The following is a 12,876-nucleotide window of genomic DNA, read 5'->3' on the forward strand; positions in this document are numbered from 1 at the left end:
CAGGAGGTCCAATCGAGACGGATGCATGCCGAAATTCGGCGGAGGTTCAGAAGGTCAATCATGTCTGTTCCTTGTCCGGGCATCCCCGCCCGGTTGATTGGATCGTGATTGACGGCAGGTCTCCTGGCTTGCGGATATCCGTCTTTCATCCGCCTTCCCGCGATATATCGCAGTGGCGAGGCTATCAGCCCTTCAGAGATGGCCGGTCGCTGGCCACACCTGAGATGATCGACAATCCGCATACAGTTGCGGGGGCAGCCACGGTCTCGGTCCCTTCTGGGTCGTCCTCACCGTGTTCCCTATTAATCCCCTTGGAGTCATCTTCAGGGAACCGTCGCCCCCAGTTACGTCGCCGGCCCGCGCGACGTCAATGATTATTGCGGAGGATTGGGTCTGGTGGGCGAAAAATGGAGACGGACCGTCGGAGCGCTGTCGGCCGGTATAGTGCCAGCATCCTCACCCCAGGATAGGGCTCTCTTAAGCATCCTCCCGTTCCCACTGTCGTGGGCGCGGCATCCAGCAACCTCCCTCATGCTGAGGTGCGCAGCCCGAGAGGGCGAAGCCTCGAAGCACGCCGCAACGGTGCTCCTTGCTAAAAACACATCCCGCTCTGCGAATGAAGCACCCGCCTCGTCTTTCGAGGCTTCAGCCTTCGGCTTCCGCACCTCAAGATGAGGCTCTCTTGAGCGTCGACACAAGATCTCCCGTTCCCGCTGCGTGGGTGCGGCACCCTCCGACCTCCCTCATGCTGAGGCGCGCAGCCCGCAAGGGCGAAGCCTCGGAGCACGCGCCGCAGCGCTGCTCCCTGCGTTCCTACAACGCATCCAGCGGAATCTTCAGATAGCGCCGGCCGTTCTCCTCGGGCTCGGGCAGCCGCCCGCCACGGATGTTGACCTGCAGCGCGTGCAGCATCAGCTTCGGCTTCGGCAGCGTACGGTCGCGCGCCTGGCGCAGCGCCACAAAGCCGGCCTCGTCGATGCCCGATATATGCGGATTGGCGCCCCTCTGGGCGGTCACCGTGCTTTCCCAGCGGGGATGGCGACCGCCAGGCTGATAGTCGTGGCCGGAAAAGAGCCGGGTCTCCTCGGGCAGCGACAGGATGGCCTGGATCGAGTGCCAGAGGGCGCTGGCGCTGCCGCCGGGAAAATCAGTGCGCGCCGTGCCGGAATCCGGGGTGAATACGGTGTCGTGCACGAAGGCGGCGTCACCGATCACATAGGTCACCGAGGCAAGCGTATGGCCGGGCGAGAACATCACACGGGCTTCAAGCCCGCCGATCTCGAAAGTGTCGCCCTCGGCAAACAGCCGGTCCCATTGCGAGCCGTCGGTTTCGAGTGCCGGCCAGTTGTAGATTTCCTTCCAGAGCAGCTGGACCTCGGTGACATGGGCGCCGATCGCTGTCGGCGCGCCGGTCTTTCCCTTGAGATAGTGCGCGGCGGAGAAATGATCGGCATGCGGATGCGTGTCGAGGACCCACTCGACCGTCAGCCCTTCGCTGTCGATATGCGCGAGGATGGCGTCGGCATTGGTCGTTCCCGTCGCACCCGACATCTCGTCGAAATCGAGCACCGGGTCGATGATGGCGCAGCGTTTCGTGACCGGGTCTGAAACGACATATTGCACACTGCAGGTGCGGGGTTCGAAGAAGGCCTTCACGACAGCCGCCTGCCCTGCCCGCTTTTCCAGCCAGCGGCGTGCGACGGCAAGATCGAAGCCGAGGTTTTGACCGAAGGCCTCGACGTCCCCGGGTTGCATCCGCCCGTCGAGCACCTCTCCGAGCGCATAGAGCGTCAGCGCCCGGGTGCCGCTCTTGCAATGAGCGACAACCGGCCCCTTCGCTTGCATCATCGCCCTCTGGAAGGCGCGGATATCGGCCTCGGTGATCTCGGCCCCTTTCACCGGCACGAAGCTGTAGGCGAGCCCCGCGGCGGCGGCAGAAGCCTTTTCCGCCGCATCGCCCGGCTGCCCCGGCTCCTCGCCATCCGGCCGGGCATTGATGACGCCGGCAAAACCGTCTGCCGCAAAAGCAGCAAAACCGGCGGCATCGGGCTGCCCCGCCACCGATATCAGCTCATTGACCCTCACGGATGTCATCGAAGCCCCCGCGCTGCCTGCATCGGCAGTATCGCATGTATATCGGTACAATCTCACAAGTATATTGCCGAGCGCAAGAATAGTCGCTTGGCATCGTTCCCCTGCGTCTGCAACCAGCCCGCGGACTGACAATGCCGCCGGAGGCGCTGCCGCCCCTACCGGCCCGGCTCGTCACGATCAAAACGACAGCGTCGCCGCACCTTGTCTGATTTCGGCATGCATGGCGCTGGCGCCGACGATGATGACGCCGTCGAGCATGTCTTCCTGCGTATAACCGCGCGATGTGACGCAGGGCGGGCAGGCCCAGATCGTGCCGCCGCGCTGCTGGGCCGCGTGCCGGCGGCGTCTCGATGCTGCCGCGGCTGACGGAAATCATCTTCATCGAAATTCTGCGCCATCAGATCATGATGGCCGAGCCGCGCTCGGTCGGCTGGCTGGCAGCACTCGCCGACCCCTCGCTTTCGCGCTGTCTTTCTCTCATTCACGACGATCCCGGGCGCAACTGGTCGCCGGAGGATCTGGCCACCGCTACCGGCCTGTCGCGCAGCGCCCTTGCCGACCGCTTCCAGGCCATGCTCTCGACCTTACCGATCCGCTATATGAGGGATTGGCGGCTCTATCTCGCAAGCGTCGCGCTCGCCACCTCAAGCCGGCCGATCGCAGCGATCGCCGACGAAGCCGGCTACGCCACCGAAGCCGCCTTCAACCGCGCCTTCTCCCGCGCCTTCGCCACCCCACCGGCCGCCTGGCGGGCGACGGCGCGGGAATAGGGGTTAAGACATCAATTCGACGGCATTCACCTAATCGGCAAAGATTTCCCGCTGCGATGAGTTGGGGCTGAGCGGCGCCACGCAGAGTCTGGCCGTTGGTACGTCGCAGGACCTTCCGGTGACACGAGCCGCGACCTCCCTCCGCCCTCATCCTGAGGTGCCCCGAAGGGGCCTCGAAGGACGAGGGCGGCCACCGGCGTCACCTCGTAATGGATGTGGTCTTAAGCGCCGAGCCACCCGCCCCCGTCCTTCGAGGCTTCGGCCTTTGGCCTGCGCACCTCAGGATGAGGGCTGATCGGTGTGCCGTGCCGCTGGGGTAGGTTGACGCTGTGCCATGTATGCTATGCCAGTGGGCTCTAGGAGCTGTGGACACTTATCTGAGCCATAGGATTGTTGCGGCCAGAGCGATCATGGCTTTGTAGTTTCGAACGGTTTTCTCATATCGTGTGGCGATGCGTCGAAACTGCTTGAGCTTCGAGAAGCAGCATTCGACGAGATAACGCTGAGCATAGAGTTGCTTGTCGAGTGGATACTTCTTGGCACGCGAGGGGTTGTTCGGGATGACCGCTTGCGCGCCCTTGTCGGCAATGCGTTTGCGTAGCCGGTCGCTGTCGTAGGCCGTATCGGCCATGACGACCTCGGCTGGCAGGTCTTCGATCAGGAGATCGGCTTGCGGTGCATCGCCTTTCTGACCGGCGGTCAGAATGAAACGAACGGGACATCCAAGGCCACGCACGGCCATATGGATTTTGGTGCTCAAGCCGCCGCGGGAACGGCCAAGGGCCTGATCTTCAGCCCCTTTTTTGCGCCGGAGGCGTGCTGGTGGGCGCGAATAATAGTGCTGTCGACGATCAGATATTCGAAGTCGGTATCCTCCGACATCGCCTCAAAGACACGCCACCAGACACCCTTTTGGCTCCAGCGGCTGAAGCGGCGAAACACGCTGTTCCAATCACCGAACACCTCCGGCAGATCGCGCCAGGGCGAACCCGTCCGCACGATCCACAAGACCGCTTCCACAAACATGCGATTGTCACGTCCAGATGAACCGCGCGTGCGATCGTCGCCAATGATATGGCGAGACATCCGCTCCCACTGGTCATCGCGAAGAATGAGACGATCTAAAACACCCATGACTGCCTCCAAAAGACAGTCTTGAATCTGATTTGCTCACCTTTGGGAATCCCAAGAGTCCACGACTCCTAGAGCATGATGCCGAAAAGTGTGCGCGGTTTTCGGGCGACATCATGCTCTAACTCTTTAATTTAGAACAGGATTCAGATTTTAGGCCAACCGGGCCTAAAATCATCCTGTTCTAACCTGCCGATCAGCTCTCCGGTAAGTCGCGCCGCGCCCTCTCTCCGCCCTCATCCTGAGGTGCCCCGAAGGGGCCTCGAAGGACGAGGGTGGCCACCGGCGGTTGCCCCGCCCGCCCCGATCGTCGGCAGGCGATCGGCGAGTTCGGCGACGCGGCAATCGAACAGAACAGGCATGTTCACCTCGATCATCTCCAGGATCGCATCGTCGAGTTCGGCCGGCCTCTCGCAGCGAATGCCGTGTCCGCCATAGGCTTCCGCCAGTTTGACGAAATCCGGATTTCCGTGCTGCCGAACCGCTCCCTGATCGCCATTATTGAGAATGAAGATCTTGATCGGCGCGTTGTGCTGCACGGCGGCCGACATTTCCTTCATGGTCATCTGCACGGAGGCATCCCCGGCTATGTCGATGACGAGGCTGCCGGGATTGGCGATCTGCACGCCGAGCGCGGCAGGCAGCCCGTATCCCATCGTCCCCAGGCCGCCTGATATCATCCAGCGGTTCGGCTGCTCGAAGCCGTAATATTGCGCCGCCCAGATCTGATGCCGGCCGACCTCCGTCGTGATGTAGGTATCCCGCTCCTTCGTCAGTTCGTAAAGCCGCTCGATGGCATATTGCGGCATGATGACGTCCTCGCGCATCGCATAGGAAAACGATCGCCGTGCGCGCCAGCCCGCAATCATGCTCCACCACTCGGCCAATCTCGCCCGGTCCGGCGCCCGCGGCAGCGCCCGCCAAAGACGAACGAGCTCGGCAAGCACGTCGCCCGCATCGCCCCGGATGCCGATATCTGCACGCATGGCCTTGTTGAGCGAGGCAGCGTCGATATCGATCTGAATCTTCCGGGAATTCGGTGAGAAGCCATCGACGCCGGCGGCGAGCCCGCCGTCGAAGCGTGCCCCGATGCAGAGCATAAGGTCGCAGTCGTGCATTGCCATATTGGCCTCATGGGAGCCGTGAAGCCCGGCCATCTTCAGCCAGTTCGGACTGGAAGCCGGATAGGCGCCGAGCCCCATCAGCGTCGACGTGACGGGAAAGCCGGTGAGATCGACCAGCTCGCGCAGCCGATTTACCGCTTCGGGGCCGGAATTGATGACGCCGCCGCCCACGCAGATAACCGGCCTGCGTGCCGTTGCCATCAGAGCGATCGCAGCTTCGCTCTCCCTGCCGGCGCAGCGGTTGTCCGGCTGGTAGCTTAGTCTCGGGGTGACAGCCTCAGGCGGTGCATAACTGCCGCTTGCAAACAGCACGTCTTTGGGCATGTCGACCAGAACGGGTCCGGGCCGGCCTGACCCGGCGATGCGAAAGGCCTCGTGGATGACCGCCGCGAGTTCATTGACGTCGTTGACCCGCCGATTGTGTTTCGTGCAGGCCCGGGTGATGCCGACGGTATCGCATTCCTGAAACGCATCGGACCCGATCAGCGTCGTCGGCACCTGGCCGGACAGGCAGACGAGCGGCACGGAATCCATCAAGGCATCCTGAAGCGGCGTAATCGCGTTGGTAACGCCGGGTCCAGAGGTCACCAGCATGACGCCGACCTTGCCCGTCGAGCGGGCGTAGCCCTCGGCGGCATGGCCGGCTCCCTGTTCATGGCGGACCAGAATGTGTCTGATGTCTTCCTGCTGGAAAAGCTCGTCGTAGATCGGCAGCACGGCTGCGCCGGGATAGCCGAATATATGCTTGACGCCGTTGTCTCTCAGCGCTTGGAGAACGATTTCCGCGCCGGTCATCTGGGCGCGCGGGGTGTCGATGGAATGACGGGATCTCATGGTTCCGTTCCTTGATCAGTATGACGATGTGTGGAAAGTCCGACGAGGCGCGCGCCCCGGATTCAGGGCATAAAAAAAGGCCCCGTCAGGAGCCTGCTTACCGCGCATGGGTGCTTTCGCCGGATGGTTATACCATCCTGCCCATGCGCCCGATCACCACTGCCAGAACCATTGCGATCTTCATGGCGTCACAGCTAAAGCCAAATCGGGCCGCCGTCAATGCTTGCGGAGGCGGCGGCGGCCTTCCGCAATCTACAAACCGCCCGCCAGAGAACGGCGGACGGTTGCAATGTCGTGCGGCGTCCCGGCTATGCCAGGATATTCAAGTCTAGTTCTGGCCCTGCAGGCGATCCATCACCTGGAGCAGCAGGTCGGCGCAGGCCTTCATCGGTTCGTCCTCGGCGCATTTCAGATCGATCCTGGTATCGCCGTCCTCGATCCGGAAATGGGCGGCCTTGGACGGCGGGGGTGGTGGCGGGCGATGGCCACGGAAACCACGAAAGCCTCTGTCGTCACGGAAGCCCATGTCGTCTCTCGAACGATGCCACCGATCATCGGGGCGATCTCCCGGCCGCGCATCCGGCTCGCCCATCATCCGCTCGTCATCGGCGAAGCAGACGGATTCGGTGGCGGAGGAGGTGGCGGTGGCGAGGCCGGGTCGACCGCAGCGGGTGGGGTCGCGGCGGGCGGCGGGGTGGGCGGTTGTTGAGCGAAGGCGGCACCGGCGAGTGCGGCAAGAGCAAGGCCTGATAAGAGAAATCTTTGCATGGGAATTGTTCCTTTGCCGGAATTGAGAAGCACGTCTGTAAACACCGCAGCGCGGCTATGGTTCATGGCCCGTCAAGGCCTGTGATCGAAATCCTCGAATCGTCTATGCGGCGGACCTTTCGGCGGCCGCAGCGCTTCGGTTCGTCCGTCCTGGCGAACGAGGTAGCTCGCTTGCACGAAGCCGTCGTCGAAGCGTCCCTGGACGGTGACGGCTTCGTCACGGCTAACGAGAGTGCCGCCCTCGCCGGCTCGGCCGGCTTCAACAAGCGCCTTGCCGCTGTCATCCTGCAGCACGAACTTATTGCCGTAGATCTCGGCGACCTTGCCCTTGATCGTCACGAGGCTCGATGCAGGCATGGCCGAAATCGCCACCGGCGTCAGCGGCGCCATTTCCGGCGTGGGACGCATCATCTTGACAGCACCGGCGCCCCCGGCAGCCCCGATGACCAGCGCCACGGCGGCGGCGATGATGGGAAGCGCCAGCCGACGCCGGCGCTGTCCTGGCGGGACGGGCATGGCTGCGCCCTCGGTCTGCACGTTGTCATGGTCTTCATTCGGCATATATCTGCTCCTTGCATCAGTCGCTGCCGCACTCTAGCCGCCCCATCCCCTCGCCCGCCTGAACCTCTTCGTTCAGATTGAGTTAAGCTCGGCCCGATAGTTTTGGCCCGTCCCCGGAGATGCCCAGCCTTGAGGAAAGCCCTGCCCCATGCGCGTATTGCTCGTCGAAGATGACGAAGACCTCAGCGGCAGGATCGCCGCCGTGCTGCGATCGGAAAACTTCGTGGTCGATATCGCTCGCAACGGCGAGGACGCTCTCCATGCAGGCCTGACAGAACTCTTCGATGTCGCGATCCTTGACCTCGGACTGCCGAAGATCGATGGCGTCAGCGTGCTGAAGGAGTGGCGCGAGGGCAGCCGCAACCTGCCGGTTCTGGTGCTGACGGCGCGCGACGGCTGGCCGGACAAGGTCGCAAGCTTCAAGGCCGGCGCCGATGATTTCCTCGCCAAGCCCTTCAAGGTGGAAGAACTGGTGTTGCGCCTGCGCGCCCTGGTGCGCCGGGCGGCCGGCCACGCCGCCGCGCGGCTGACCTGCGGTGCGCTGGTCTTCGATGCCCAGCTCGGCACCTTCGAACTCGACGGCCTGCCGCTGAAGTTGACGGCGCTGGAATGGCGGGTGCTCTCCTGCCTGATGCTGCGCAAGGAGATAATCGTCGACCGGCGGGAGCTGACCGAGCGCGTCTATGACGGCGATGCCGAGGTCGACTCCAATTCCATCGAAGTGATCATCGCCCGGCTGCGCAAGAAGCTCGGGGGCGACCGCATCGAGACCGTGCGAGGCCGAGGCTATATGCTGACGGCGGCAGCGGCGCCATGAAGGCACCGTTGTTCAAGCCGAGATCGATCGCCGGCCGGCTGCTGATGTTCTCGGGCATCTTCGTGACGCTGGCTCTCGTTGTGGCCGCGATCGTGCTCTGGCTGGCGCTGAAGACTGTGGTGCGCGAGCAGGTCGATCAGCGTCTCGACACCCAGATCGGCGCCCTTGCCGGCGCCGTGACGCGCGACGCGGCGGGAAGGATTGCTCTCTCCGCGCCGCTCGATGCACCGCCCTTCGATCGCCCCTCCTCCGGTTGGTATTGGCAGATCGACGATGGAGAGCAACGCCTGACCTCCCGCTCCCTGATGAACGGCACGATCGATGCGCCGCCGCCACGGCAGGATCTGCGCCATATGCTGATGGGCATGCCGACATCCGGCACGGGCGGCGATCGTGGAAGAGGGCCGCTTTACCTTCGCCAAGCCGTCCGCAGCATTGACGGCATGACGCTGACGATCACCGCGACTGCGCCGATGATCGCCCTTGTCGGCCCGGCGCTACGCGCGCTCTTCTGGCTGGTTCCCTGCATGCTGCTGCTGGGGCTTGTGCTGATGGCGGGCACCCTCTGGCAAATCCGCTTTGGCTTGCGGCCACTGACATCCATGGCGGCCAATATCGACGCCATCAACCGGGGAGAACGCGCCCGCCTGCCGGAGGAAGCAAGCGCCGAGCTTGCGCCGCTGTCGTTGAAAACCAATGCACTGCTGGCCGCCAGCGACGAGCGGCTCGCGGCAACACGCATGCAGTTCGCAAACCTCGCCCATGGCCTCAAGACGCCGGTGGCGAGTCTGCTGCTGGCGCTCGACGAGCAAAACGATCCCAAGGGCGCATTGCGGGGCCTGGCCGCCCGGATCGACAACAGGATCAAGCACCACCTCGCCGCCGCCCGCCGGGTGATGGCCTCGTCGAACAATGTTGCCAGCACCGATCTGGCGGCCTCAGTCGCCGATCTGCATCGGGCGATTGGTCAGATCTACGCCGAGCGCAGCATTGCCTTCGACACCGACATCGCCGACCGCCTGTGCGTCGCCTGCGACGAAAGCGATGTCGAGGAAATGCTCGGGAACCTGATCGACAACGCCTTCAAATGGGCCACCTCGCGCGTCATCGTCCGCGCCCGCCGCGACGGCCCGACCGCCCGGATCATAATTGAAGACGACGGCCGGGGGATATCGCCGGATCGGCTAGATGCAGTGCTGCTGCCTGGTGTGCGGGAAGACGAACATGTGCCGGGTAACGGGTTTGGTCTGAGTATCGTAAGCGAGCTGGCGGGGTTGTATGGGGGGTCACTGGCGCTGGAGGCGAATGGGGCGGTGGGGTTGCGAAGTGTATTGTGTTTGCCGATGGCGGTGGGGTCGGGGCGGTAGGCGTCCAGCCGGCAGCAATTCTCATGAACCGGACGACGCCTGAGGACGGTGTTATTGTTGGCCGTCTTTCGGACCCTTTATGTAATCACAGATTGACGTGAAATAGAGAGTTTGTCCGGCATGTTCGGCTTTTGATAAGCCGAATTCGACGACGAATTTCTTGTCGCTGTAGTTAATCGCTGAAGCGAGGAACTCTCCTAAACGACCGCAATCTCCCATACCGGAACCCGTATACATCGACAGGTTTTTGCCCTTGAAGGTTCCCTTCAGCACTTTCTGGATCTCAAATTCGCCACGCGTCATCCGTATTGTTTCGCCGTCCGATCCGCCACCCGGCACCTCGACACCGTAAGTCACCAGCTTCATGCGGCCTCTTACGACCAAATCGGAACTAGCGAAGCTTTCTTTCGTGGACATCTCTTTGCAACTACAGGCGGATGCTTGCGTGTCCGACAGCGCCAGCAAAGCCGAGGCGGCAATCAAAACTGCGACACGATATGAATTCATGGAAATCCCCATCGACATCACGTATGCGAATCAATTCATAGCATGACTACAGATCGGTTTAGAATGATGGATGACCGTCTTGCACGTGGCCAGAGGTTGCCGGAAAGCCCGACAAGTGCACGCCACCATCCGTTGCGTAATTGATGACGAAATGAGATAACCGCAATCACGAAACCCAGCATCTCACGATGGCGCGTTGCTGTTTCGCAACGCGGACTAAGTCACCAACATAGGCGACCAACTCCGCGAGCATATCTGGCTGTCGATCCAGTAGGTCTCTGACCAAAGCTACAGAGTGAGTAGTTTTACGATATTCGAGCGTCTGCTCGGTCACCGTTGAGAACAAGTCCTTGAGCAAGCTCGCACCGTCGACCCGGGCAAGCCATTTCTCGTCTGTGAATGCGGGAGGATCAGCGGGAGCGCCGTAGCGCCTATTTCCTGCCGCTTCCTGCAAAGTGGCAGCTACAGTGGCTTCAATCTGCGTGACATCCAGCGCTTGCTCGCTTTTAACGGCTTCAACAATCACTCGGGCAATTGCACCGGGCTTAAGTAAATAAGATTCGAGGTTGCGACGGGGAAGAAAATGGATGCGGTCACCCGATCGCTTATTTAGTTCCGTTTTCTTTTCCTCAGTCAGGCCCTCAGTGTCGAAATTGAATGCAACTTTACTCACAACCGGGGCAGTCGCACTGCATAGCCGCTCGTAGATCTGAAAAACCTTCTCCGCCTTGACTCTTTTGTCCTGGAAGTCGCCGGTTGCAAGCAGTGCGATGAAGAGCACTGATCTGGTCTTGTCGCCCGACTGGGCAAGCAGCATAGGGAAACAGGCTTCCTCGGTCTCACCCTCTACCCAGACAATATGTTCCGCAGCAAACACATCCGTCATGGAAACGCCCAACTGCCCGGTGACCTCCCGGAGTGTCCGAAGATCCCCAAGATCTACTTCAGCAACAGTTGACTCGAAATCGTGTTTCCGAACCCAGAATACCTTAGCATCTCGTCCGGCACTGAGCACCTCGGGAGAATGGGTTGATATGATGTATTGGTGCTGGGGATAGTTTGACTGCAGTATGCGCAATAGGGCTTTGGCCGCGGCGGGATGAAGATAGCTGCTGATCTCATCGATCACCAACACAGCATCATTCATGGTCATCGCGATGTAGAGGACAGCGATCGCCTGCGCCAGGCCTGTACCACTGTCATCAAGACTGAAACTTAACTCACGAGTTCTCTGTTCGCGCGTTGCCCAGACACGGATCTCGAATGCATTATCGGCCGGGCTGACGCTTAGGTTCCCAACTGTGGGAAAGATAGAAGTCAGGTGAAACACCAACTTGGCGAAGAGTTCAGGACTATCGCCCTGCAAACCGTTGAGTTGTACCGCAAGGGTATTAGCATTTGCATCAAGGCGGCTAGGAGCGGCATACTCCATCTTTCCGGGGCTAGACCGAAGCGCCTCGAAAACAAAAACCTTATCCCTCCACGTTCGTGACAAGACATTGGGTAGGCCTGAATTCGGCGCATGTCCGCCACCGTGGGGTTGTATCAACCAGTCACCTTGATGGAATATGAAGGTATATGCATTTACTGTTCCCGAGGGAAACTTAATGAGGTCCTCAAAGTTACCGCCCGGCGAGCGGACAAGCGATTGCTCAAGGTGGCTTGCCTCCAGTTTGCCGTGAGCGAAGCGCTTAAACTCCGTTTGAGTCGTGTACAACGGCGACGCCGAGAGCCATCCAAGCCCCTCGGATTCTTGCATCTTCCGAAGCGTCCAATCCAACTCTGTGCCTGAAAACTCTATCTCTGCACTGTGCTTTGGCACGCGGAGATACTGCTTTCGCCACTCAACAGCATCACGGTGTGGAACGGCCGGCAAGTACCCGAGAAAGGATCGGAGGACGGCGCTTTTGCCGGCGTTGTTCTCACCAACAAAGATATTCATGGTTGGCGATAGTTCGATCCATGAACTATCAGAGAACGGTCCGTAGGATTCAAGTCGGAAGCGTTTAACTCGCATACAATACGGTCCCTAGATTAATAGAAATGCCGAAGTTTAGATTCATTTTTCGCTCGGATTACACCAGCATTCGACGAAGCAAGAAGCGAACGCCTCCGGCCTCTCAGAGCGGACTTCGCCAATTTTTATCCATTTCCAGCACCGCTCACGCGGATAATCTCGCCGAGAAGAACATCGAGGTCCGCGGCGAAGTCTACTTGAACCGCGGTAGGCACGTCTTCCTGTGGCCTGATCGGAGAATGGAGATGCATATCAGCGATGTTGCGAAGAGAACCCTCAAGCCGTTGCATCGAGGCTTTGAATGATTTCTGGGCTTTAGCCCCGCCATAGCTATTGGCGACCTCTGCAAACGTGCTGAAACCGAAAACTGGCGGCACATGATTTATGATTGTACGGAGAAGCATCGCAGTAGAGAGATGGCATCTATTCGATGCTGCTACGTTAATCTCACGGCAAAGTTCCCCCAAGCGGGCAAAGTCCAACGGGCCTTTCCCGATGGCCAGCAGCGCCACAATCCGAGTCGGATCAACATAAGATTTAGCAAGAGGTGGCGCCGCTGCTTGCGTCCGTCGTTTACGCTCGATTGCGCGAACAGCGGCGCGGACAATCTTCGAGGCCTCTTCTACCGAAGCATAAGAAGGCCCACCAGAAAAACCGCCAGCGCCTGCATTTACTGCATGCAACAGGTTAAGCGAATAATCGTTCGCATGACCAAGTTCCTGATCAAGTATCGACTTTGTTTCAATCGCGAGAGCTTTAAACGTCGCAGAATGACTTGTTGGAAGGATGAGACCTGACATGCTGCCACCCCCAACAAACAGCGGTAGCAGGTCTTCCATTTCATCTGCGATTCCGATGAGTTCATCGACCATCATGAAACGCTAGA

9 protein-coding genes, 3 pseudogenes and 1 riboswitch are annotated in these 12,876 nt (G+C 60.6%); of the genes and pseudogenes, 3 read left to right on the plus strand and 9 right to left on the minus strand.

The features are described 5' to 3' along the window. Window positions 1-96: 96 nt before the first annotated feature. Window positions 97-351: riboswitch (cobalamin riboswitch) on the minus strand. Window positions 352-813: 462 nt separating this feature from the next. Next, on the minus strand, window positions 814-2,094 hold the full coding sequence (gene blh, locus CO657_RS11930; protein ID WP_054183392.1) for a bifunctional sulfur transferase/dioxygenase Blh: 1,281 nt from the start codon (window positions 2,092-2,094) through the stop codon (window positions 814-816). Window positions 2,095-2,271: 177 nt separating this feature from the next. Continuing rightward, window positions 2,272-2,421, minus strand: a pseudogene (locus CO657_RS11935) (DsrE family protein); the annotation flags it as partial. 2 nt (window positions 2,422-2,423) lie between these two features. Between CO657_RS11935 and CO657_RS11940 the strand changes: the two are divergent. Then, a pseudogene (locus CO657_RS11940) lies at window positions 2,424-2,864 on the plus strand (helix-turn-helix domain-containing protein); the annotation flags it as partial. 373 nt (window positions 2,865-3,237) lie between these two features. On the opposite strand, the gene CO657_RS11945 reads toward CO657_RS11940, so the two are convergent. The 4 genes and pseudogenes from CO657_RS11945 to CO657_RS11965 all read right to left on the minus strand — a co-directional run bounded on the left by CO657_RS11945 (window position 3,238) and on the right by CO657_RS11965 (window position 7,282). Beyond that, a protein-coding gene (locus CO657_RS11945) for an IS5 family transposase (RefSeq protein ID WP_097609948.1) occupies window positions 3,238-3,998 on the minus strand; the annotation gives its coding sequence in 2 pieces (ribosomal slippage) (window positions 3,238-3,671 and window positions 3,671-3,998; 762 coding nt in all). A gap of 233 nt (window positions 3,999-4,231) precedes the next feature. Further along, a complete protein-coding gene (gene ilvB, locus CO657_RS11950; protein ID WP_054183479.1) occupies window positions 4,232-5,914 on the minus strand; it encodes a biosynthetic-type acetolactate synthase large subunit in 1,683 nt (560 codons plus the stop codon). Between the two features lie 367 nt (window positions 5,915-6,281). After that, a pseudogene (locus CO657_RS37265) lies at window positions 6,282-6,721 on the minus strand (hypothetical protein). A 72-nt stretch (window positions 6,722-6,793) separates the two neighbouring features. Then, window positions 6,794-7,282 carry a hypothetical protein gene (locus tag CO657_RS11965; protein ID WP_054183390.1) on the minus strand — a complete coding sequence of 163 codons (489 nt, stop codon included), beginning with the start codon at window positions 7,280-7,282 and terminating at the stop codon, window positions 6,794-6,796. Between the two features lie 148 nt (window positions 7,283-7,430). On the opposite strand from CO657_RS11965, the gene CO657_RS11970 reads away from it, so the two are divergent. Together CO657_RS11970 and CO657_RS11975 are read left to right on the plus strand one after the other, a co-directional pair. Beyond that, on the plus strand, window positions 7,431-8,099 hold the full coding sequence (locus tag CO657_RS11970) for a response regulator transcription factor (RefSeq protein ID WP_054183389.1): 669 nt from the start codon (window positions 7,431-7,433) through the stop codon (window positions 8,097-8,099). After that, entirely contained in the window at window positions 8,096-9,466 is a 1,371-nt protein-coding gene (locus CO657_RS11975; protein WP_054183388.1) for a sensor histidine kinase, read from the plus strand. Before CO657_RS11970 ends, CO657_RS11975 begins: the two co-directional genes overlap by 4 nt. A 51-nt stretch (window positions 9,467-9,517) precedes the next feature. On the opposite strand, the gene CO657_RS11980 is transcribed toward CO657_RS11975, so the two are convergent. The 3 genes from CO657_RS11980 to CO657_RS11990 form a co-directional block, all read right to left on the minus strand. After that, window positions 9,518-9,973, minus strand: coding sequence for a hypothetical protein (locus tag CO657_RS11980; protein WP_054183478.1), 456 nt, complete (start codon window positions 9,971-9,973; stop codon window positions 9,518-9,520). A 166-nt stretch (window positions 9,974-10,139) separates the two neighbouring features. Further along, window positions 10,140-11,990 (minus strand): AAA family ATPase, encoded by a 1,851-nt coding sequence (locus tag CO657_RS11985; RefSeq protein WP_082366284.1) that lies wholly within the window; start codon window positions 11,988-11,990, stop codon window positions 10,140-10,142. 125 nt (window positions 11,991-12,115) lie between these two features. After that, window positions 12,116-12,865, minus strand: a complete 750-nt coding sequence (locus CO657_RS11990) for a hypothetical protein (RefSeq protein WP_245487139.1) — start codon at window positions 12,863-12,865, stop codon at window positions 12,116-12,118. Window positions 12,866-12,876 lie beyond the last annotated feature (11 nt).

This window comes from Rhizobium acidisoli, from assembly GCF_002531755.2.
In the GTDB taxonomy this organism is placed as follows: Bacteria; Pseudomonadota; Alphaproteobacteria; order Rhizobiales; family Rhizobiaceae; genus Rhizobium; species Rhizobium acidisoli.